Origin of the sequence: Crenobacter intestini (assembly GCF_004919095.1) — a bacterium.
GTDB lineage: Bacteria > Pseudomonadota > Gammaproteobacteria > Burkholderiales > Chromobacteriaceae > Craterilacuibacter > Craterilacuibacter intestini.
In genome coordinates this window covers 49,895-69,830 of record NZ_STGJ01000011.1, presented here as the reverse complement: position 1 = coordinate 69,830, position 19,936 = coordinate 49,895, and the positions used below count along the sequence as shown (strand labels likewise).

Here is a 19,936-nt window from a genome sequence, read left to right as displayed (position 1 = left end):
TGGTTATCAAGTATCGTCTGCATGCCCCATGCCTACCGACCGCTCAACGCCGCGGAAAACGCAGCAGGTCGCCGGTCTGCGCCGCGCCACCGCGCATCACGCCGATGGCGAGGCGAGGCTGAACCTGGCTGAGCATCAAGTCGCCGACCAGCACCTCGCTCATGCCGATATCGCGGCCAGCCGCGTCGCGCACCTCGCTCGCCGGCTGCGGCCGGTACACCATAAGCCGGTCGCCGGCCTTCAGCCCGTCGACCGCGCCGGCGTCGACCACCACCTGTCCGCCCTCGGCGCGCGCGACGCGCGCGGTAAACGGCAGGCAACCGATATTGAGCGCCACGCGCCCGACCGCACGGTCGAGCACGGCGGACACCATGCGCCCATAGTCGCTATTGTCCAGTTGCCAGGGCGTGAACGCGCGCGCCGACGACGGCGCGACGTCGCCGCGCGCCTCGCCCTCGAAACGCTCGTCCATCAGCAAGGCGCCGGTCAGCCCGTCGTACAGCCAGACGTCGAGTGCGAAGCGGCGTGCAGTGGGCGCCACCTTCAGGCTGCCGCCGACCAGCCCGGCAAACGGGCCGGTGTAGTCGGCCGCGCCGGCGGTAGTCCCCGGCGCGCCGAACAGCGAGAAGCGCGGCGCTTGGCGCACCACGGCGGTGTCGACGATACGCCCGGCGAGCACGAACTGCGCGCCGCTGCGCTCGGCAAAGCCGCGGGCGGCGGCGCGGCCGGCTAGCGGCGACGCTGTCTGGCCCGCAAACAGGGTGTAGCGGCTGCCGTCCTCGACGCTGGCGACGTCGCGCATCGACAGGCGGCGTGCCAGCTCGGCCGGCAGCCAGGTGGAGATTTCGCCCAGCCCCGCCGCGTCGCGCGGCACGTCCAGCGGGAAAAAGGTCGCCAGCGCGCGCCGTCTGAGGAAACGACCCTCCGGCAAGGCGGTTCCGGCGCACGCCGGTGCGACGCTGGCCGGGGCGGCCGCAGGCACGGCGGCGGGGGCTACGCTGGCCGGCTCGTCGTCGACGACCACGCGCAGGTAGAGCAGGCCGTCCGCCTCGCGCTCGCCGACGACGCGGACCGTCCCCTGCACGGGCGGGGCAGACAGCATCGACGACTCGGCGAGCACGCCGGACGCCGACTCGCTCTGGCCGGCGTAGCGCCCTCCCTGCTGCACCGCGATCTGGCGCCTGGCGTCGTCCAGCGCGAGTTCGCGCGCCGCACTGCGTCCGGCGCCGAGCGAGGCGATTCCCTCGGCCTCGTAGCGCGCGCCGTGCGCGGCCGTGGCGAGCACGCATGCCAGCAGGCAGGTCAGGCGCCGCATGCTCATTTGGACAGGTAGAAGTCGCCGCCCCAGGCGCAGCCGTTGCCGGTGCACGCGGAGAGCTTTTGCGGTTGTGCGGGCGCGGGCATCGCCTCGGCGGCGCGCTGCACCGGCGCAGCCGCCAGTGCGCCCTGCTGACGCAGCGCGTTCTGGTACGCCTTGTAGAACGACTCGTCGAGTACCAGTTCGGCGACCGTCTCGGCGCTGCCGTCGACCTTGACCTGGGTGGAGACGATGCGCACGCCGCGCAGGTAGGCGTCGACGTAGACGCGGAAGATGTCGTTGACCGCGATCAGGTTGGACACCGCGCTGCTGCCGGTCAGGCGGAATCCCTGCACCTCTTCGGCGATCGCGCGGTAGGCGTCGAGTTGCGACGCGCGGATCGCCAGCAAGCGGCGCTGCGGCGCCGACAGCGAACTGGCGAACGGCGGCGCCCCGCGGCCGGTCACCCGCACGCGGTACGCGTCAAAGGCTGCGACAGGCGCAGCTTCGGTCTTGACGACGACTTTCTCCTGTACCACGACGCGCGGCGGCTCGCCGACGCCGGCGTAGCCGCCACCGAGCAAGGTGCCGCCCCGCCCGGGCGCAGGCTGGCTGGTGACCCCGGCCGGCGCCTCGGCGACGACCATCCAGCCGCCCGTGCGTGCGGCAGGCAAGCCGCCGGCCGCCGCGAGGCCCGAAACACCGGCGAGCACGCCGGCGAGGATAGATTTGCAGACTTTCATCGGTTTTACCGCGTGGACGATGGGGGAATGATACTTTATCGACCAAGACGGCACATGCTTTATGGCCGGCGGCGCTCAAGGCAGCACGCGTTCGTCCGCCACGCTCATCACCGCGTGGATAAGCTCGGCGACCGAACGCACCTGCATCTTGTCCATCATCTTGCCGCGGTGCACCTCGACGGTCTTGATGCTGATCCCCAGCGCGTCGGCGATCAGCTTGTTCATCTTGCCCTGCACCACCAGATCGAGCACCTCGCGCTCGCGCTGGGTCAGCGACTCCAGACGCGCATCCACCCGAGCCCGCGATTGCGCATGCGCCTGCTGCTGCGCGGCCAGCGCCAGCGCGCGGTCGACCGACGCGAACAGCGCCGTCTGGTCGAACGGCTTCTCGTGGAAATCGAACGCGCCTTGCCTGAGCGCCTGCACCGCCATCGGCAAGTCGCCGTGCCCGGTGATGAAGATCACCGGCCAGCGCAAGCCTTGCGCACGCATTTCATCGAGCAGTTCGAGCCCGGAGAGGCCGGGCATGCGCACGTCGGCAACCAGGCAGGCCGATTCGGCAGGCGAGATCGCGCCAAGCAAGGCCTCGGCGCTGTCGTGGCCGCGCGTGGGGTAACCGTGGCTATCGAGCAGCCACAACAGGGAATCGCGGAAGGCTTCGTCGTCGTCGACGACGTGGACGGTCAGGGCGGGCTTGGACATATCGTTTCGGCGATCGGCAAGGTGAGGTGAAAGACGGCACCAGCGTCGGCCTGCCCGAGCCACAAGTGGCCGCGGTGTTGCTCGACGATGGTACGGCAGATATTGAGCCCCATTCCCATGCCGTCAGGCTTGGTGGTGAAGAAGGCGTCAAACAGCGAAGCGCGCAGCGGCTCGGGCACGCCCGGCCCCTGATCGGCGACGGTCAGCTCGACCTGGCGCGCGCCGGCCGTCGCGCTGACCACGACGACGCGCTGCTGGGCGGGCAAGGCGCGCATCGCGTCAAAACCGTTCCTGATCAGGTTGAACAGCACCTGCTCGATCAGCACCGCGTCGACCTCGACCGGCGGCAGGCCAGTCGGCAGCCTCACCTCGACCCGCGCCGACTGCCGCCTCGCCTCGATCTCGGCCAGCGCCAGCGTGGCGTCGACCAGGTCGGCGAGCGCGTGCGGCGAGCGCACCGGCGCGCTCTGTTTGACGAAGTCGCGCACGCGGTGGACGATCTGCCCGGCCCGTTCGGCCTGCACGGCGACCTTTTCCAGCACCGGCAGCAGCGCGGCGGGGTCGGTGCGCCCCTGGCGCAGCCGCTCGATGCAACCGCGCTGGTAGTTGGCGATCGCAGACAGCGGCTGGTTCAGTTCGTGCGCGAGGGTGGACGCCATCTCGCCCATGCTGATCAGGCGGCTCTTGGCCTGCATGCGCTGCAACTGCTGCGCGTACTCTTCGCTCGCCAGGTGTTCGCGGGTGGTGTCGAACACCATCACCATGCGCGCGTCGCGCCCGTTGACCCAGCGGATCGCGCGGCGGCGCACCGACAGCCAGCGCTCGCCCCCCTCCGCCGGCCAGCAAAGTTCGTAGTCGTCGTCGGACTGCCCGGCCTGTAGCCGCGACAGCGTCAGGTCGCAGCAATGCTCGCCCTCCACGCCGCCGATCAGCTCGTGGTAGCGGACATTGCTGAAGTAGCGCTCGGCGCTGTCTGCGTCGACCACCGCGACGGCCGCACCCAAGCCCTCGAACACCGCGACGAAGCGCTCGTGCTCGGCCAGCAGGCGTCGCCGCGCCTCCTCGCGCTCGGTGATGTCGGTCATCGCCGCCATCCAGCCGGTCTGCACGCCGTCGGTACCGATCAGGGGCGACATCAAGAGGTGGCCATAAAACAGCGCCCCGCCCTTGCGCTGGTAGACCTGCTCGTACCCCTCTTCGGCAAAGCCGCCGGCCATCGCCTCGCTGAGCGCACGCATGCAGCGCTCGCCCTCTTCGCCCGGCAGCCAGTAAGGATAAGGCGGCAGCTGGCCGACCAGCTCTTCGGCCGCGTAACCGGTAATCCGGCAGAACGCCGGGTTCACGTGCAGGATGCGCCCGTCAAGGTCGATCGCCCGCACACCGACCGACAGCGAATCTTCCATCGCCTTGCGGTAGGCCGACTCTGCGCGCAAGGCCTGCTCGGCGCGCCGCGTCGCGGTCAGGTCGCGCCCGGACAGGAAAAGGGTCTGGCTGCCCGACAAGGGGCTGACCGCCCACAGCACCCAGCGCTGCCGGCCGTCCCGCCCGGTGACCACCGTCTCGACCATGCGGTCGTTCAGCGTGTATGCAAGGATCTGTGCCAGTTCGGCGCGCACCGCTTCGCGCGCGTCTGGCGCAAGGTAGCTGAGCAGGGAGGTGCCCAGCAGGCGCGCCTCGTCGTAGCCGAACAGTCGGCACAAGGCAGGGTTGAGTTCGGCGAGCGTCATGTCCGCGCGCACGACGGCCAGCATCTCCTGCGACAGCCGGTATATGCGGTTGCGCTCGTGCTCGGCGTCGGTCCGCGCGCGGATATGGCGAGACAGGGAAAGCAGGCTGACCAGCGTCAACAGCGCCAGCCCGCCGATGGCCAGAAGCTGCAGGCTGGGCAGCGGGGTCAGCGGCTGGCGCAGCGGACGCGCCTCGACGCGCATGCCGGTGCCAGGCAAGGCGAGCCTCGCCACAGCGCCGGACAGCAAGGTCCGCTCGCCGCTCTTGGCAACCTCGGTGTCTTCGCCGCCAATCAGCGACAGCTGGTATTTCTTGGCAAACCACGCCGGCGGCAGCCGGCGCAGGAAACCCTCGGCATCGAAAACCGCGACCAGCGCGCCCTGGAACACCCCGCCTTCGCGCAAGGGCAGCAGGATGGGAATGCCCCAGCGGCCGTCGGCGTCCTGGAACGGCCCGATAAACTGCGCCCCGTCATGCTCGGGCAATTCGGCCCAGGCCCGCGCACCGTCGATTTCACGCATGAAACCGAGCCGCGCATCGCTCGACCGTGCGCCCCACTCCGGCTCGCCATCCCGGCCCAGCCGCGCCACCAGTGCAAGCTCGGGCGTATTGGCGACCAGCTCGGCGATCTGCGCCTCCATGCCGCCCCCGCCGGCCGGCAAGGCCTGCGCGAAGGCGTACAGCAGCGACAGGCTATCCTCCAGACGCAACTGCAGGGTCTGTTCGGCCCACTGGCTGTCGCGCATGAGTTCCCCCGAACGCACCCTCGCCTCGCGCTCGTCGAGCATCCACACCGCCGTCCCCATTGTCAGCACGAACAACAGGATCAGGGTGTTCGGGATCAGGCGCAGCCAGCGGGTGTCGAGCCGCGAAAACAGCGCACCGTTGGGCGGGTACAGCCTCGGCATGCGAATAGGATGGATGGTGGAGCCTTGATTCTAACCGAGCAGGCACGTTGGCGTGCAGACAGAATATACAAAATGCATTCACTGGCCGGTAAATTCGGGCGACAATGGCGCCATCCAACACCGGAACCGTCATGCTTCGCCTCGCCCTGGCCCTCTGCGTGCTGGCCGTCGCCAGCCCCGCCCACTCTACCCCGCCCCCGCTGCGGGTCGGCGTGATCGGCGCGTTCACCGGCGGTTCGGCGCCGATGGGGCTGGCGATGCGCGCCGGCGTGCGCCTGGCCGCCGAGCAGGTCAACCGGACGGGCGGCGTACTCGGCCGCCAGGTGGAACTCGTCGAGCGCGACGACGGCGGCGTACCGGCCATTGGCGCAAGCCACGCCCGCGCGCTCAGCGCCCCGCCCGCCGTCGACGCGGTCATCGGCTTCGTCAACACCCCGGTGGCGCTGCCCGCGCTCGACCAGTTGCAGGCGCGCAAGATACCGACGCTGATCGCGGTGGCGACCGCCAGCGAACTGACCCGCCGCCACGCCGGCGAAGCCACCCACTACATCTTCCGCGTTGCCACCCCGGACACCCTGCAGGCCGAGCTGATCGTGCGCGAGGCCATCAGCGAGCGAGGGCTCAGGCGGGTCGCCATCCTCGCGGACAACTCGGCGTACGGCGCAGGCGGCGAGCGCGAGCTGACGCACGCGCTCGCCCGACGCGGACTCACCCCGGTACTCGTGCAGCGTTTCGGCGCACACGAGCGCGACTTGGGCGGCGCGGTGCGCGCCGCCCGCGAGGCCGGCGCCGAACTCGTCCTCACCTACGCGCTGGGCCCGCAGCTGGCCGCGATTGCCGACGCGATGGCCCAGCAGGGCTGGCGGGTCCCGCTGATGGGCAGCTGGACGCTCGCGCTGCCCAACTTCATCGACCATGCCGGCCCGGCGGCGGAAGGCGCCCGCATGGTGCAGACCCTGATCGAAGACGGCAGCGACCCCGCTCAGCAGGCCTTCGTGGCGACCCTGCGCACGCGACAGCACACCCGCCGCTTAAGCTCGCCGGTCGCGGCGGCGCAGGGCCACGATGCCCTGCTGCTATGGGCGGCCGCCCTCAGGCAGGCCGGCAGCAGCCAGCCCGACGCGGTCGTCACGGCGCTGGAGCAACTGCGCGAACCGGTCGACGGCGTGCTGGCGCGCTACTACCGGCCGTTTTCCCGTCACGACCACGAGGCCGTCGACGCGCGCATTCCGCTGATCGGCGTGGTGCGCGGTGGTCGGGTCGGCTTCGCCCACCCGCAGGACAAGGCAAGGCTGCGCCCTGACCTGACGCGCACACCATAGCCGACAGGCCGGTCAAGCCGGCCTGTCGGTGGTTTCAGCCAGGGTGTCAAACGCTCAGGCGGTCTGTTCCTGCAGGTATGCTTCGAGCGCGCGACCGGCCGACAGGATATGGAAACGGATGAATTCGGCCGCCTCTTCGACCTTGCGCTCCCGGCACAAGCGCAGCAGCCGGCTGTGCTCTTCGTGCGCGCGCGCCATCGTCTCGGTGAACAGGATCTGCATGCGGGTATAGCGGTCAGTCTTGTTGTGCAGCGACTCGATCAGCGCCAGCGTGTTCGGGCGCTCGGCCGAGCGGTACAGGGCAAGGTGGAAGCGCGAGTTGAGTTCGCCCCAGTGGCGCACGTCGCCGCTTTGCAGCGCCTCCTCGAACTCGTCGAGCGTGGCCTGGGCAAGCGCCAGATCGTCTTCGGTCTGGCGCGGAATCGACGCGGCGAGCAGCGCGCTCTCCAGCTGCGAACGGATCTCCAGGAACTCGAGCACGTCCTCGAACGACAGCTTGGAGACCAGCGCGCCCTTGTGGTCGATGATCTGGATCAGCCCTTCGGCCTCGAGCTGGCGCAGCGCCTCGCGAACAGGGACGCGGCTGACGCCGTATTCGTTCGACAGCGCCTCCTGGCGCAACTGTTGGCCGTCGGCGAACTCGCCGGACAGGATGCGCTTGCGCAACGACTCGGTCACGGCGCTGGTCAGGGTCTGGCGCTTGATCGGCTGCATGATGGTCATCGGGAATCCGGATCCTGCCCTATCGTATACATGATAATTGGATTGATTATACGAAGACTGAACGAACGCACAAGCCCACCATATGACATAAAAGTAACAGTCTTGCCGGCGGCTTGCTACGCCAAGGTTGCCGCGCACAAAGGGCAGCTTGGGCAGCGGATAGCATGCAAAGAAAAAGGCCACCGTTACCGGTAGCCTTTTTCTTTGAAACTGTGGTCGGGGCGAGAGGATTCGAACCTCCGACCCCCTGCACCCCATGCAGGTGCGCTACCAGACTGCGCCACGCCCCGACCGAAGAGAGCGCATTATATTTGCAAACTCAGCTTTTGCCAAGCCCAAGATCGAGCCAGTCGAGGATGGACTGCAATTCCTTGCGCACTTCCTGCGCGGTGACGGGCAGCGGCAGCTCGCCCTGCTGCGCCAGGCGCTGGCGCGCCCCCTGGATGGTGAAACCGTCGTCGTACAGCAAGCCGCGAATCCGGCGCACCATCAACACCTCGCGGTGCTGGTAATAGCGGCGGTTACCGCGGCGTTGCACGCGCGAGAGCTGGGAGAACTCCTGTTCCCAGTAGCGCAGGATATGGGGCTTGACCCCGGTCAGCTCGCTGACTTCACCGATGGTGAAGTAGCGCTTGGCCGGGATCGCCGGCAGTTCAGCGGCCTTCATGGTTTTGCTCGACCATGCCTTTCAGTTTCTGACTCGCATGAAAAGTTACCACACGGCGAGCGGTGATGGGAATTTCCTCCCCGGTCTTGGGGTTGCGACCGGGACGCTGCGGCTTGTCGCGCAGCTGGAAGTTACCGAAGCCGGACAGCTTCACGCTGTCACCGACCTCCAACGCGACACGGATTTCCTCGAAAAAAGACTCCACCATGTCCTTGGCTTCGCGCTTGTTCAAACCAACCCGATCGAACAGCAGGTCAGCCAACTCGGCTTTTGTCAAAGTCATGCAATACCTCGAAACGGCCAACTCAAAAATGATCCCCCGCCCAAGGCGGGGGATTCGTGTTTAAAAAACAATAGGATATCAGAAGCGCAACACGGCGTGGTGCTCTTCGGCAGCCGCGGCGACCATCGCAGCGATCACCGCCTCGACGTCCTCATCGTTCAGCGTGCGGTCCATCGCCTGCAGCTGCACGCGCAGCGCGAGGCTCTTCTTGCCCTCTTCCACGCCCTTGCCGCGGTATACGTCAAACAGCGCGACCTCGGTCACCAGTTCGCCCGCGACCTTGCGCAGCGTCGAGAGCAGCGCAGCGGCTTCGACCGACTCGGCGACGACGAAAGCGAGGTCGCGCCGCACGCCCTGGAAACGCGACACCGCACGCGCCTTGACCGGCGTGCGCGATTGCAGCGAGGCAAAGTCGAGCTCGAACAGCACCGGCGCCGACGGCAGGTCGTACGCCTGCACCCAGCGCGGGTGCAGCTCGCCCAGCACGCCGACCACCACGCCGTCGACCAGCACTTCGGCGGCGCGCCCCGGGTGCAGCGCGGGATGCGCGGCGCGGCGGAACTCGGCCACGCGCGGGAACAGCAGCGCCTCCACGTCGGCCTTCACGTCGTAGAAGTCGACGCGCTCGGCACGCTCGGCCCACTGTTCGGGCACACGCGGCCCCCACGCCAGCGCGGCGACCTTCTCCGGCTGCGCGAAGCCTTCATCCGCCTTGTTGAACACGCGGGCGATCTCGAACACGCGCACGCGCGGCTGCTTGCGGTTCAGGTTGCCGCACAGGGTGTCGACCAGGCCGCCGATCAGCGTCGAGCGCATCACGCTCATCTGGCTCGCGATCGGGTTGATCAGGCGCACCGGGTCGGCGTTACCGGCAAAGTCTGCTTCCCAGCGTTCGTCGACGAAGGCGTAGCTGACGATTTCCTGGTAGTCGCGCGACGCGACCAGCTGGCGCACCACCTCGCGCGGACGCAGTTCTTCGGGCTGCGCCAGCATGCGCTGGCCGCTCTTGGGCGCGTCGGCCGGGATATTGTCGTAGCCGTAGACGCGGGCGACTTCCTCGATCAGGTCTTCCTCGATCCGGATGTCGAAGCGGAAGCTCGGCGCGGTGACGACAAAACCGTCGTCGACGGCGCGCGCGGGCAGCGCCAGGCGCGCAAGGATGGTGGCAATCTCGTCGGCCGACAGGCGAACGCCGAGCACGCGCGCGACACGCGCGGTACGCAGCTTCACTTCGGCGCGCTCGGGCAGTTCGGCAACCGCCTCGGTCAGCGGGCCTGCTGCGCCACCGCAAATCTCCAACACCAGCGCTGTCGCGCGTTCGATCGCTTCACGCTGCAGCATGAAGTCCACGCCGCGCTCGTAGCGGAACGAAGAGTCGGAGCCGAAGCCCAGGCGGCGCGCCTTGCCGGCGATCGCCTCGGGCGCGAAGAACGCGCTCTCGAGGAAGATGTCGCGGCTGGCAGTGGTGACCCCGCTGTCGAGGCCGCCCATCACGCCGGCGATCGCCAAGGCCTTCACGTCGTCGGCGATCACCAGGGTGTCGGCCGACAGCGTCACTTCCTTCTCGTTCAGGCAGACCAGCGTCTCGCCCTCGCGTGCGAAGCGCACGGTGACGCCACCTTCGAGGCGGGCGAGGTCGAACGCGTGCATCGGCTGCCCCTGCTCGAGCAGCACGTAGTTGGTGATGTCGACGATGGCCGAGATCGAGCGCAGGCCGGCGCGCTCGAGGCGCTCGCGCATCCAGCGCGGCGTCGGCGCGGCGGCGTCGACGCCCTTCACCACACGGCCGATGTAGCGGCCGCAGGCCTTGCCCGCGTCCAGTTTTACGGCCTTCGCGTCGCCGATACAGGGCGCCACCGGCTGCGGCACGAGCGGATCCAGCTCGCTTCCGGTCAGCGCGGCCACTTCGCGCGCAAGGCCGCGGATCGACAGGCAGTCGGCGCGGTTGGGGGTGATCTTCAGCGTGAACAGCGTGTCGTCGAGCGACAGGTAGTCGCGAATGCTTGCGCCGACCGGCGCGTCCGCGGCCAGCACCAGCAGGCCGTCGACCTCGTCGGGCACGCCGATTTCCTTGCCCGAGCACAGCATGCCGTTCGATTCGACGCCGCGCATCTTGGTCGGCTTGATCTTGAAGTCGCCCGGCAACACGGCGCCAGGCAGCGCGCATGGCACTTTCAGGCCGACGGCGACGTTCGGCGCGCCGCACACGATCTGCACCAGCTCTCCGAGGCCGACATCGACCTTGGTCACGCGCAGGCGGTCGGCGTTCTCGTGCTTGGCGACTTCCTTCACTTCGGCGACGACGACGCCGCTGAACGCGGGCGCCGCCGGTTCGGTTTCCTCGACTTCGAGGCCGGCCATCGTCAGCAGGTAAGAAAGCTCGTCACTGGACAGCGACGGGTTGACCCAGCTTCTCAGCCACTTTTCGGAAAATTGCATGTTTGGTCTCCGCCGCGATCAGTTGAACTGTTTGAGGAAGGAAAGATCGTTCTCGAAGAAGAGACGCAGATCGTTCACGCCGTAGCGCAACATGGCGAAGCGGTCGAGGCCGATACCGAAGGCGAAACCGGTGTATTTTTCCGGGTCGATATTGACGTTGCGCAGCACGTTCGGGTGGACCATGCCGCAACCGCCGACCTCGAGCCAGCCCTTCTCTCCCAGCACGTCGATCTCGGCCGACGGTTCGGTGAACGGGAAGAACGAAGGACGGAAACGCACCTGCAGGTCGTCACGCTCGAAGAAGCGGCGCAGAAAGTCAGTCACGGTCGCCTTGAGGTCGGCAAAGCTGACACCCTCCTCGACCCACAGGCCTTCCATCTGGTGGAACATCGGCGAGTGCGTCGCGTCCGAGTCGACGCGATAGACACGGCCGGGGGCGATGATCTTGATCGGCGGCTCGTTGTCCAGCATATAGCGCACCTGGATCGGCGAAGTGTGCGTGCGCAGCACGTCGCCACCCTCGACGTAGAAGGTGTCCTGCATCGCGCGGGCCGGGTGATCGGCCGGGATGTTCAGCGCCTGGAAGTTGTGGAAGTCGGTCTCGATCTCGGGGCCGTCGGCGACCTCGAAACCCAGCGAGCGGAACAGCGTCGTGATGCGTTCGAGCGTCAGCGTCACCGGGTGCAGGCCGCCGTTGCCGGTGCCGCGGCCGGGCAGCGTCACGTCGAGCGCCTCGGCGGCGAGCTGGCGCGCCAGTTTTTCGGCGTTGATCGCGTCGCGGCGCGCGTTATGCGCGGCCTCGAACGCCTGCTTGGCGGCGTTGATCACCGCGCCGGCAGCCTTGCGCTCGTCGGCGCCGAGCGCGCCCAGTTGCTTGAGCAGGCCGGTGATCTCGCCGCTCTTGCCCAGGTAGCGGGCCTTGACCTGCTCCAGTTCGACCAGGTCGGACACGGCGGCCACGGCGGCCAACCCTGCCTGTAGAATCGCGTCCACGTTGTTCATTGCTGACACCCTGAGGTAAGAAAACTGACCGCACGCCCATGCGTCGGGTCAGCTCTCTTGAAAGTTTCACGAAAAAAAAGGGAGGCTCGCGCCTCCCCTTGCAGCGACCCGCGATCAGGCGAGCTTGGCTTTAGCCTGCTCGACGATCTGTGCGAAGGCCGGCTTGTCGAACACGGCCAGGTCGGCCAGGACCTTGCGGTCGATTTCGATAGCGGCTTTCTTCAGGCCGTTCATGAACTTGCTGTACGACAGACCGCATTCACGCGCAGCGGCGTTGATACGGGCGATCCACAGCTGGCGGAACTGGCGCTTCTTCTGGCGACGGTCACGGTAAGCGTACTGACCGGCCTTCATCACCGCCTGCTTGGCGATGCGGTATACGTTCTTGCGACGGCCGCGGTAGCCTTTCGCCAGAGCGAGGATTTTCTTGTGACGGGCGCGAGCGGTTACACCGCGTTTTACACGAGGCATTTATTACTCCTTAGGCGTAGGGCAGCATTGCACGAACAGAGGCCATATTGGTCGCATCCACCATGGTGGTGCCACGCAGTTGGCGCTTGTTCTTGGTGGTCTTCTTGGTCAGGATGTGACGCTTGAACGCGAAGGAACGCTTCACACCACCATTGCCCAGAACCTTCAGGCGCTTTTTGGCGCTCGATTTGGTCTTCATTTTCGGCATGGAAAATACCCCAGCAGAATTGAGTTAGATTAGATGCAGGGTGGACCGGCTTGCGCTGGCCGCTTGGGAACCGCTACATCACGCTTTTGCATGGCTTTGAGCCATAAAACCGACACGGCAGGTCGCCCTGCCGTGTCAAGAAACGATTATACCCGATTATTTCTTTTTCGGGGCAATCATCATGACCATCTGGCGGCCTTCGAGACGCGGGAACTGCTCGACGGTGCCAACCTCGACCAGATCAGCCTCGACGCGCTTCAAGAGCGCAAGGCCGATATCCTGGTGAGCCATTTCGCGGCCTCGAAAGCGCAAGGTCACCTTGGCCTTGTCGCCATCCTGCAGGAAGCGGATCAGGTTGCGCAACTTGACGTTGTAGTCGCCATCGTCGGTACCCGGACGGAACTTCACTTCCTTGATCTGGATCTGCTTTTGCTTGGCCTTGGCTTCCTGCCGCTTCTTGGACAGCTCGTACTTGTACTTGCCGTAGTCCATCAGCTTGACAACCGGAGGCTGCGCGTTCGGGGAAATCTCCACCAGATCAACGTCGCGCTCTTCGGCAAGTGCCAGCGCCTCCCGCATGCTCACAATACCGAGCTGCTCACCTTCATTCCCTACCAGACGGACCTCGCGAGCGGTAATCTCGCCGTTGATCCGTGGTTCGCGTTCCTGAGCGATAGCCAAATCTCCTATAGATAATCGATCGAATCCGGGGCTCAAGCCTGCGGAAGTTCCGCAGCCAGCCGGGCCGAGAAGGCGTCCAGGGTCAGCTGACCCAGATCTTCGCCGCGCGCCCGGACTGCCACCAGTCCGTCAGCCTTCTCCTTGTCGCCGACGATGATCTGGTACGGCAACTTTTGCAGGCTGTGCTCGCGGATTTTATAACCGATCTTCTCGTTCCTCAAGTCAAGCTCCACGCGGAAGCCTTGATTTCTCAGCGTTTGTGCGACTTCGGCCGCGTAATCCGCCTGCGCCTCGGAGATATTCATCACCACCATCTGCACCGGCGCGAGCCACAGCGGGAAGGCACCCGCGTGGTTTTCGATCAGGATGCCGATGAAGCGCTCGAGCGAACCCAGGATCGCACGGTGCAGCATCACCGGGCGCTTGCGGCCGTTGTCTTCGGTCACATACTCGGCGTCCAGGCGCTCGGGCAGCACGAAGTCAAGCTGCAGCGTCCCGCACTGCCAGGAGCGGCCCAGCGCGTCCTTGATGTGGTACTCGATCTTCGGACCGTAGAACGCACCCTCGCCCGGCAGTTCTTCCCACTCGACACCACAGGCGGAGAGCGCGTCGCGCAGGCCCTGCTCGGCCTTGTCCCACACCTCGTCGGAACCAGCGCGCTTCTCGGGACGCAGGCTCAGCTTGATCGCGACATTATCGAAGCCGAAGTGCTTGTACACCGCCATGGTCAGCTCGTTGAACGCACGCGCCTCCGAGTTGATCTGCTCTTCGGTGCAGAAGATATGTGCGTCGTCCTGCACGAAGCCGCGCACGCGCATCAGGCCGTGCAGCGCGCCGGACGGCTCGTTACGGTGGCAGGCACCAAATTCGGCCAGGCGCAGCGGCAGGTCGCGGTACGAACGCAGGCCCTGGTTGAACACCTGCACGTGACCCGGGCAGTTCATCGGCTTCACCGCGTAGTCGCGCTTCTCCGACTCGGTGGTGAACATGTTGTCGCGGTAGTTCTCCCAATGGCCGGACTTCTCCCACAGGGTGCGGTCCATCACCATCGGCGTCTTGATTTCCTGGTAGCCGGCGGCGGTCAGGGTGCGGCGCATGTACTGCTCGATGTTCTGCCACAGCGTCCAGCCCTTCGGATGCCAGAACACCATGCCCGGTGCCTCGTCCTGCAGGTGGAAGAGGTCGAGCACCTTGCCCAGGCGGCGGTGGTCGCGCTTTTCAGCCTCTTCGAGCATGTGCAGGTAGGCGGCGAGGTCTTCCTTCTTCGCCCACGCCGTGCCGTAGATGCGCTGCAGCATCTCGTTGCGGCTGTCGCCGCGCCAGTAGGCACCGGCGAGCTTCATCAGCTTGAACACCTTGAGTTTGCCGGTCGACGGCACGTGCGGGCCGCGGCACAGGTCGGTGAACTCGCCTTCCTTATAGAGGGACAGCACCTCGCCCTGCGGGATCGCCTCGATGATCTCGGCCTTGTAGTGTTCACCGATGCTCTTAAAGTAGGCGATGGCCTCATCGCGCGGCAGCGTGTAGCGCTCGACCGGGATGTCCTGCTTGGCCAGTTCGGCCATCTTCTTCTCGATGGCGGCCAGGTCTTCCGGCGTGAACGGGCGCTTGTAGCTGAAGTCGTAGTAGAAGCCGTTTTCGATTTCCGGCCCGATGGTGACCTGCGCATCCGGGAACAGCGTCTTCACCGCGTACGCCAACAGGTGGGCAGTCGAATGGCGGATCACCGACAGGCCGTCAGCGTCCTTCTCGGTGATGATCGAGAGGTCCGCGTCACGGTCGATCAGGTAGGAGGTATCCACCAACTCGCCGTCGACCCGGCCAGCCAGCGCGGCACGGGCGAGGCCAGCGCCGATCGAGGCAGCTACGTCGTGTACGGTCACGGCCTGTTCGTAGGAGCGGACAGAACCATCGGGAAGGCGGATATCGGGCATGACAACTCCAGCTTTTTGAAGGCGCACCACAGGGCACAAAAAAAGGACAAAAAAAAAGTGCGGCCCGAGCCGCACTTCTTTTATATCACATGAAAAACCACCGGGCCCGGTCAACGAGTTCGTGTGGTCTCGGTAGTTCGGAACATTTCCGCGGTCCTTCATGTGTTTCGGTATATTGGTAGGCACGATTGGACTCGAACCAACGACCCCCACCATGTCAAGGTGGTGCTCTAACCAGCTGAGCTACGTGCCTATTGATTTCGCCGCTTCGCTTCGTCTTGGAGTTCAGCGCCGAATCAGTGAGGCGAATAGTACAGACCCCCCTGCCGCTTGGCAAGCACTTTTTGCAAAAAACTTGAAATCCCTGCTTTGAGCTATACTGGCGCGTTGATTTTGCACGACATTTCCTCATGCTCAAGTTTACCGTACACAAGACTTCCGGCGGCGCACGCCGCGGCACGCTCGAACTGAACCACGGCACGGTCGAAACACCGGTGTTCCAGCCGGTCGGCACCTACGGCTCGGTCAAGGCGATGAGCCCGCTCGAACTGAACGAGATCGGCGCCCAGATCATCCTCGGCAACACCTTCCACCTGTGGTTGCGTCCGGGCCTTGAGGTCGTCGAGTCGTTCGGCGGCCTGCATGCCTTTATAGGTTGGGACAAACCCATCCTCACCGACTCCGGTGGCTTCCAGGTGTTCAGCCTGGGCGACCTGCGCAAGCTGACCGAGGAAGGCTGCACCTTCCAGAGCCCGGTCAACGGCGACAAGCTGTTCCTGTCGCCGGAGATCTCGATGAAGATCCAGACCGTGCTCAACTCGGACATCGTGATGCAACTGGACGAGTGCACCCCGGGCCAGGTCGACCACAAGACCGCCGAGGCGTCGATGCAGATGAGCCTGCGCTGGGCCGCGCGCTCGCGCCAGGCGTTTGACGACCTCAGGAACCCGAACGCGCTGTTCGGCATCGTGCAGGGCAACCTTTATACCGATTTGCGCCAGAAGTCGCTCGACGGGCTGATGGAGATCGGTTTTGACGGCATTGCCATCGGCGGCCTGTCGGTGGGCGAACCCAAGCCCGAGATGTACCGCATGCTCGAAGAGATGCGCGACATGCTGCCGGCGGACAAGCCGCACTACCTGATGGGGGTGGGCACGCCGGAAGACCTGGTGCAGGGCGTCGCCAACGGCGTCGACATGTTCGACTGCGTGATGCCGACCCGCAACGCGCGCAACGGCTGGATCTTCACCCGCTACGGCGACATCAAGATCAAGAACGCCTTCCACAAGATGGACCACCGCCCGCTCGACGAGGAATGCGCGTGCTACGCGTGCCGCAACTTCAGCCGCGCCTACCTGCACCACCTGCACCGCACCGGCGAGATCCTCGGCGCACGCCTCAATACCATCCACAACCTGCACTACTACCAGGAACTGATGGCAGAGATGCGCGAGGCGATCGAACAGGACCGTTTCGCCGACTGGCGCGCCAGCTTCCACGAAAAACGCGCGCGCGGCGCCTGACACGGGGAACCCCGTCCGCGCCATGCGGTCGGACGGGTTCCACGGCGGGCATGGTTGGAAAAGCCACCCGCCGTCGCTACAATCACCGGTTCACCCTACCGGCCCCATTCCACCCTTAGAGGGAGTTAACGATGTTTATTGCCCCCGCCCACGCAGCAGGTACTGCTGTAGCCGGCTTCGATTTCATGCAGTTCCTGCCGATGATCGTGATCTTCGTGCTGTTCTGGTTCCTGCTGGTCCGCCCGCAACAAAAGCGCATGAAGGAACACCAGAAGATGCTGTCGGAAGTCCAGAAGGGCGACGAAGTGGCCACCCAGGGCGGCATCGTCGGCCGCGTGACCAAGGTGTCCGAGCAGTACCTGAACATCGAGATCGCCGACAAGGTCGAGATCACCATCCAGCGCTCCGCCGTCGCCGGCAAGCTGGAAAAAGGCACGCTCAAGTCCCTGTAACCCCCCAAGGACAAGCCGCCACCGGGCGGCTTGTCCTCTTTCCTGCCCATTCCCATGAACCGCTACCCGCTCTGGAAATACCTCGTCATCGTGGTGGCGCTGATCGTCTCGGCGCTGTACACGCTGCCCAACTTCTACGGCGAGACCCCGGCGGTGCAGATCTCGAGCACTCGCCAGTCGATGCCGGTCGACACCACCGTGATGGAACGCGTCGAAGGCGCGCTCAAGGCGCACCAGATCACGCCGGACGGCGTCTACCTTGACGGCGGCAGCCTCAAGGTGCGCTTCAAGGACACCGACGTGCAGATCAAGGCACGCGACGTGATCGAACAGGCGCTGGGCGACAACTACATCATCGCGCTCAACCTGCTCTCCGCGTCGCCGCAGTGGCTGGCCAAGATCCACGCCAACCCGATGTTCCTCGGCCTCGACTTGCGAGGCGGCGTGCACTTCCTGCTCGAAGTCGACATGAAGGCCGCGCTCGACAAGACGATGGAACGCTACGCCGGCGACATCCGCCGCGAGCTCAAGGACAAGAAGATCCGTTACGGCACCCTCCGCCGTGACGGCGACACGCTGACCGTACAACTGCGCGACCAGGAGACGCTCGCGGCCGCCGAGAAGGCGATCGTGCGCACCCTGCCCGGCCTCACGCTGAAGGCCGACGACGCGAACTACACGCTCAAGCTCGCGCTCAAGCCCGAAGAGATCACCCGCATCGAGTCGGACGCGGTCAAGCAGAACATCACCACGCTGCACAACCGCGTCAACGAGTTGGGCGTCGCCGAGCCGGTGATCCAGCAGGCCGGCCCGAACCGCATCGTCGTGCAGTTGCCGGGCGTGCAGGACACCGCCAAGGCCAAAGACATCCTCGGCCGCACCGCGACCTTGCAGGTACGCATGGTCGAAGACGACCCGGGCAAGGTCAACGACGCAATCGCCGGCAACGTGCCTATGGGCTACGAGCTGCTCGACGAGCTGACCCCGCGCGGCCCGTCCAAGATCCTGGTCAAGAAGGACGTCGAGCTGACCGGCGACAACATCAACGACGCGCAGCCGACCTTCGACGAGAACGGCGCACCGGCAGTCAGCATCAACCTTGACTCCACCGGCGCCGGCATCTTCCGCCAGGTCACCGCCGAGAACATCGGCCGCCGCATGGCAATGATCCTGGTGGAAAAAGGCAAGACCGAGGTGGTGACCGCGCCGGTGATCCGCTCCGAGATCGGCGGCGGCCGCGTGCAGATTTCCGGTTCGATGAACTCGGCCGAGGCCAACGACACCGCGCTGTTGCTGCGCGCAGGCTCGCTGGCCGCGCCGATGCAGATCATCGAGGAACGCACCGTCGGCCCGAGCCTGGGCAAGGAGAACATCGAGAAGGGCTTCCATTCGACGCTGTGGGGCTTTGCCGCGATCGCCGTGTTCATGGTGATCTACTACCGCGTGTTCGGCCTGATCTCGGTGCTTTCGCTCGGCGTGAACGTGCTGATGCTAGTCGCGCTGTTGTCGATGCTGCAGGCGACGCTGACGCTGCCGGGCATCGCGGCAATCGCGCTGACGCTGGGCATGGCGATCGACGCCAACGTACTGATCAACGAACGGGTCCGCGAGGAGCTGCGAAACGGCATGCCGCCGCAGTCGGCGATCCAGGCCGGTTACAGCCACGCCTGGGCGACCATTCTCGACTCGAACGTGACGACGATGATCGCCGGCCTCGCGCTGTTGATCTTCGGCTCGGGCCCGGTCCGCGGCTTCGCCGTCGTGCACTGCCTGGGCATCCTCACCTCGATGTTCTCGGCGGTGCTGGTTTCGCGCGGCTTCGTCAACCTGTGGTACGGCCGCCGCCGTCGCCTGAGCTCGATTTCGGTCGGCCAGGTGTGGAAACCGGAACAAGAGGCCAAGTAAGGGGACACCATGGAGCTTTTCCGCATCAAACGGGACATCCCGTTCATGAGCTACGGCAAGCTCACCACGACCATCTCGCTGGTGACCTTCATCCTTGCCGTGTTCTTCCTGTTCAGCAAGGGCCTGAACCTGAGCGTCGAATTCACCGGCGGCACGGTGATGGAAGTGCAGTACGCGCAGTCCGCCAACCTCGCCGACGTGCGGGGGCGGGTCGACAGACTCAAGCTAGGCGAGGCGCAGGTGCAGAGCCTGGGCACCAGTCGCGACGTGCTGATCCGCCTGCCGGTGAAGAAGGACGTCAGCGCCGCCCAGCTCTCCAACCAGGTGCTCACCGCGCTCAAGGCCGGCAACACCCAGGTCGACCTGCGCAAGGTCGAGTTCGTCGGCCCGTCGGTCGGCGCCGAACTGGTCGAGAACGGCCTGATCGCGCTGACCGTGGTGTGCCTGGGGATCATCGCCTACCTCGCGCTGCGCTTCGAATGGCGCTTCGCGGTGTCGGCGATCATCGCCAACATGCACGACGTGGTGATCATCCTGGGCTGCTTCGCGCTGTTCCAGTGGGAATTCTCGCTGACCGTGCTCGCCGGCGTGCTCGCCGTTCTCGGCTACTCGGTCAACGAGTCGGTGGTGGTGTTCGACCGGATCCGCGAGAACTTCCGCAAGCCCGGCATGAAGCACATGACCACGGCACAGGTGATCGACCACGCGATCACCTCGACGATCAGCCGCACCATGATCACTCACGGCTCGACCGAGGCGATGGTGCTGTCGATGCTGCTGTTCGGCGGTGCCGCGTTGCACGGCTTCGCGATGGCGCTGACCATCGGCATCGTGTTCGGCATCTACTCGTCGGTGCTGGTGGCAAGCCCCTTGGCGCTGGCGCTGGGCATCAAGCGCGAGCACATGATCAAGCCGCCCAAGCAGAAACAGGAAGCGGTGGTCTGACCG

General features: G+C 65.8%; 18 protein-coding genes and 2 tRNA genes. 5 read left to right on the top strand and 15 right to left on the bottom strand.

Annotation, left to right across the window (positions count from 1 at the left end; translation table 11 throughout):
* Positions 1–43 precede the first annotated feature (43 nt).
* The 4 genes from E5K04_RS10865 to E5K04_RS10850 all read right to left on the bottom strand — a co-directional run bounded on the left by E5K04_RS10865 (position 44) and on the right by E5K04_RS10850 (position 5,378).
* Positions 44–1,315: a flagellar assembly protein T N-terminal domain-containing protein gene (locus tag E5K04_RS10865; RefSeq protein WP_136553930.1), complete on the bottom strand. Its 1,272-nt coding sequence runs from the start codon at positions 1,313–1,315 to the stop codon at positions 44–46.
* A gap of 2 nt (positions 1,316–1,317) precedes the next feature.
* A complete protein-coding gene (locus E5K04_RS10860; RefSeq protein ID WP_136553928.1) occupies positions 1,318–2,040 on the bottom strand; it encodes an LPP20 family lipoprotein in 723 nt (240 codons plus the stop codon).
* 75 nt (positions 2,041–2,115) lie between these two features.
* Entirely contained in the window at positions 2,116–2,742 is a 627-nt protein-coding gene (locus E5K04_RS10855) for a response regulator transcription factor (protein WP_136553926.1), read from the bottom strand.
* Positions 2,724–5,378 carry a PAS domain S-box protein gene (locus tag E5K04_RS10850; protein ID WP_136553924.1) on the bottom strand — a complete coding sequence of 885 codons (2,655 nt, stop codon included), beginning with the start codon at positions 5,376–5,378 and terminating at the stop codon, positions 2,724–2,726. The genes E5K04_RS10855 and E5K04_RS10850 overlap by 19 nt, the downstream gene beginning before the upstream one ends.
* Before the next feature lie 131 nt (positions 5,379–5,509).
* Here E5K04_RS10850 and E5K04_RS10845 point away from each other — a divergent pair, with 131 nt between their 5' ends.
* Positions 5,510–6,700 (top strand): ABC transporter substrate-binding protein, encoded by a 1,191-nt coding sequence (locus E5K04_RS10845; protein WP_235844344.1) that lies wholly within the window; start codon positions 5,510–5,512, stop codon positions 6,698–6,700.
* A 54-nt stretch (positions 6,701–6,754) separates the two neighbouring features.
* On the opposite strand, the gene E5K04_RS10840 is transcribed toward E5K04_RS10845, so the two are convergent.
* The 11 genes from E5K04_RS10840 to E5K04_RS10790 form a co-directional block, all read right to left on the bottom strand.
* Positions 6,755–7,423 (bottom strand): GntR family transcriptional regulator, encoded by a 669-nt coding sequence (locus E5K04_RS10840; protein ID WP_136553920.1) that lies wholly within the window; start codon positions 7,421–7,423, stop codon positions 6,755–6,757.
* Positions 7,424–7,636: 213 nt separating this feature from the next.
* A tRNA-Pro gene (locus E5K04_RS10835) sits at positions 7,637–7,713 on the bottom strand.
* 29 nt (positions 7,714–7,742) lie between these two features.
* Positions 7,743–8,090, bottom strand: coding sequence for a MerR family transcriptional regulator (locus tag E5K04_RS10830; RefSeq protein WP_136553918.1), 348 nt, complete (start codon positions 8,088–8,090; stop codon positions 7,743–7,745).
* Entirely contained in the window at positions 8,077–8,373 is a 297-nt protein-coding gene (locus E5K04_RS10825) for an integration host factor subunit alpha (RefSeq protein ID WP_136553916.1), read from the bottom strand. Before E5K04_RS10825 ends, E5K04_RS10830 begins: the two co-directional genes overlap by 14 nt.
* A gap of 78 nt (positions 8,374–8,451) precedes the next feature.
* Positions 8,452–10,812: a phenylalanine--tRNA ligase subunit beta gene (gene pheT, locus E5K04_RS10820; RefSeq protein ID WP_136553914.1), complete on the bottom strand. Its 2,361-nt coding sequence runs from the start codon at positions 10,810–10,812 to the stop codon at positions 8,452–8,454.
* A gap of 18 nt (positions 10,813–10,830) precedes the next feature.
* Positions 10,831–11,814: a phenylalanine--tRNA ligase subunit alpha gene (pheS, locus tag E5K04_RS10815; RefSeq protein WP_136553912.1), complete on the bottom strand. Its 984-nt coding sequence runs from the start codon at positions 11,812–11,814 to the stop codon at positions 10,831–10,833.
* 114 nt (positions 11,815–11,928) lie between these two features.
* Positions 11,929–12,285, bottom strand: coding sequence for a 50S ribosomal protein L20 (gene rplT / locus E5K04_RS10810; protein WP_136553910.1), 357 nt, complete (start codon positions 12,283–12,285; stop codon positions 11,929–11,931).
* A 10-nt stretch (positions 12,286–12,295) separates the two neighbouring features.
* On the bottom strand, positions 12,296–12,493 hold the full coding sequence (gene rpmI, locus E5K04_RS10805) for a 50S ribosomal protein L35 (protein ID WP_136553908.1): 198 nt from the start codon (positions 12,491–12,493) through the stop codon (positions 12,296–12,298).
* 156 nt (positions 12,494–12,649) lie between these two features.
* A complete protein-coding gene (infC, locus tag E5K04_RS10800; RefSeq protein WP_136553906.1) occupies positions 12,650–13,174 on the bottom strand; it encodes a translation initiation factor IF-3 in 525 nt (174 codons plus the stop codon).
* A 32-nt stretch (positions 13,175–13,206) separates the two neighbouring features.
* Positions 13,207–15,108 carry a threonine--tRNA ligase gene (gene thrS / locus E5K04_RS10795; protein WP_136553904.1) on the bottom strand — a complete coding sequence of 634 codons (1,902 nt, stop codon included), beginning with the start codon at positions 15,106–15,108 and terminating at the stop codon, positions 13,207–13,209.
* 176 nt (positions 15,109–15,284) lie between these two features.
* Positions 15,285–15,361: transfer RNA gene (locus tag E5K04_RS10790), tRNA-Val, on the bottom strand.
* Between the two features lie 157 nt (positions 15,362–15,518).
* On the opposite strand from E5K04_RS10790, the gene tgt reads away from it, so the two are divergent.
* The 4 genes from tgt (at position 15,519) to secF (ending at position 19,933) form a co-directional block, all read left to right on the top strand.
* Positions 15,519–16,631 (top strand): tRNA guanosine(34) transglycosylase Tgt, encoded by a 1,113-nt coding sequence (tgt, locus tag E5K04_RS10785; RefSeq protein ID WP_136553902.1) that lies wholly within the window; start codon positions 15,519–15,521, stop codon positions 16,629–16,631.
* 131 nt (positions 16,632–16,762) lie between these two features.
* Positions 16,763–17,083 (top strand): preprotein translocase subunit YajC, encoded by a 321-nt coding sequence (yajC, locus tag E5K04_RS10780; RefSeq protein ID WP_136553900.1) that lies wholly within the window; start codon positions 16,763–16,765, stop codon positions 17,081–17,083.
* 54 nt (positions 17,084–17,137) lie between these two features.
* Positions 17,138–18,988, top strand: a complete 1,851-nt coding sequence (secD, locus tag E5K04_RS10775; protein ID WP_136553897.1) for a protein translocase subunit SecD — start codon at positions 17,138–17,140, stop codon at positions 18,986–18,988.
* A 9-nt stretch (positions 18,989–18,997) separates the two neighbouring features.
* Positions 18,998–19,933: a protein translocase subunit SecF gene (gene secF / locus E5K04_RS10770; protein ID WP_136553896.1), complete on the top strand. Its 936-nt coding sequence runs from the start codon at positions 18,998–19,000 to the stop codon at positions 19,931–19,933.
* Positions 19,934–19,936 lie beyond the last annotated feature (3 nt).

Excerpts from the sequence above, each read along its gene's own strand:
- yajC (WP_136553900.1), top strand. The coding sequence starts at position 16,763 with ATGTTTATTGCCCCCGCCCACGCAGCAGGTACTGCTGTAGCCGGCTTC.
- secF (WP_136553896.1), top strand. The coding sequence starts at position 18,998 with ATGGAGCTTTTCCGCATCAAACGGGACATCCCGTTCATGAGCTACGGC.
- E5K04_RS10850 (WP_136553924.1), bottom strand. The coding sequence starts at position 5,378 with ATGCCGAGGCTGTACCCGCCCAACGGTGCGCTGTTTTCGCGGCTCGAC.
- E5K04_RS10840 (WP_136553920.1), bottom strand. The coding sequence starts at position 7,423 with ATGACCATCATGCAGCCGATCAAGCGCCAGACCCTGACCAGCGCCGTG.
- rpmI (WP_136553908.1), bottom strand. The coding sequence starts at position 12,493 with ATGCCGAAAATGAAGACCAAATCGAGCGCCAAAAAGCGCCTGAAGGTT.
- E5K04_RS10855 (WP_136553926.1), bottom strand. The coding sequence starts at position 2,742 with ATGTCCAAGCCCGCCCTGACCGTCCACGTCGTCGACGACGACGAAGCC.
- pheT (WP_136553914.1), bottom strand. The coding sequence starts at position 10,812 with ATGCAATTTTCCGAAAAGTGGCTGAGAAGCTGGGTCAACCCGTCGCTG.
- E5K04_RS10825 (WP_136553916.1), bottom strand. The coding sequence starts at position 8,373 with ATGACTTTGACAAAAGCCGAGTTGGCTGACCTGCTGTTCGATCGGGTT.
- E5K04_RS10860 (WP_136553928.1), bottom strand. The coding sequence starts at position 2,040 with ATGAAAGTCTGCAAATCTATCCTCGCCGGCGTGCTCGCCGGTGTTTCG.
- pheS (WP_136553912.1), bottom strand. The coding sequence starts at position 11,814 with ATGAACAACGTGGACGCGATTCTACAGGCAGGGTTGGCCGCCGTGGCC.
- rplT (WP_136553910.1), bottom strand. The coding sequence starts at position 12,285 with ATGCCTCGTGTAAAACGCGGTGTAACCGCTCGCGCCCGTCACAAGAAA.
- E5K04_RS10830 (WP_136553918.1), bottom strand. The coding sequence starts at position 8,090 with ATGAAGGCCGCTGAACTGCCGGCGATCCCGGCCAAGCGCTACTTCACC.
- E5K04_RS10865 (WP_136553930.1), bottom strand. The coding sequence starts at position 1,315 with ATGCGGCGCCTGACCTGCCTGCTGGCATGCGTGCTCGCCACGGCCGCG.
- E5K04_RS10845 (WP_235844344.1), top strand. The coding sequence starts at position 5,510 with ATGCTTCGCCTCGCCCTGGCCCTCTGCGTGCTGGCCGTCGCCAGCCCC.
- tgt (WP_136553902.1), top strand. The coding sequence starts at position 15,519 with ATGCTCAAGTTTACCGTACACAAGACTTCCGGCGGCGCACGCCGCGGC.
- thrS (WP_136553904.1), bottom strand. The coding sequence starts at position 15,108 with ATGCCCGATATCCGCCTTCCCGATGGTTCTGTCCGCTCCTACGAACAG.
- secD (WP_136553897.1), top strand. The coding sequence starts at position 17,138 with ATGAACCGCTACCCGCTCTGGAAATACCTCGTCATCGTGGTGGCGCTG.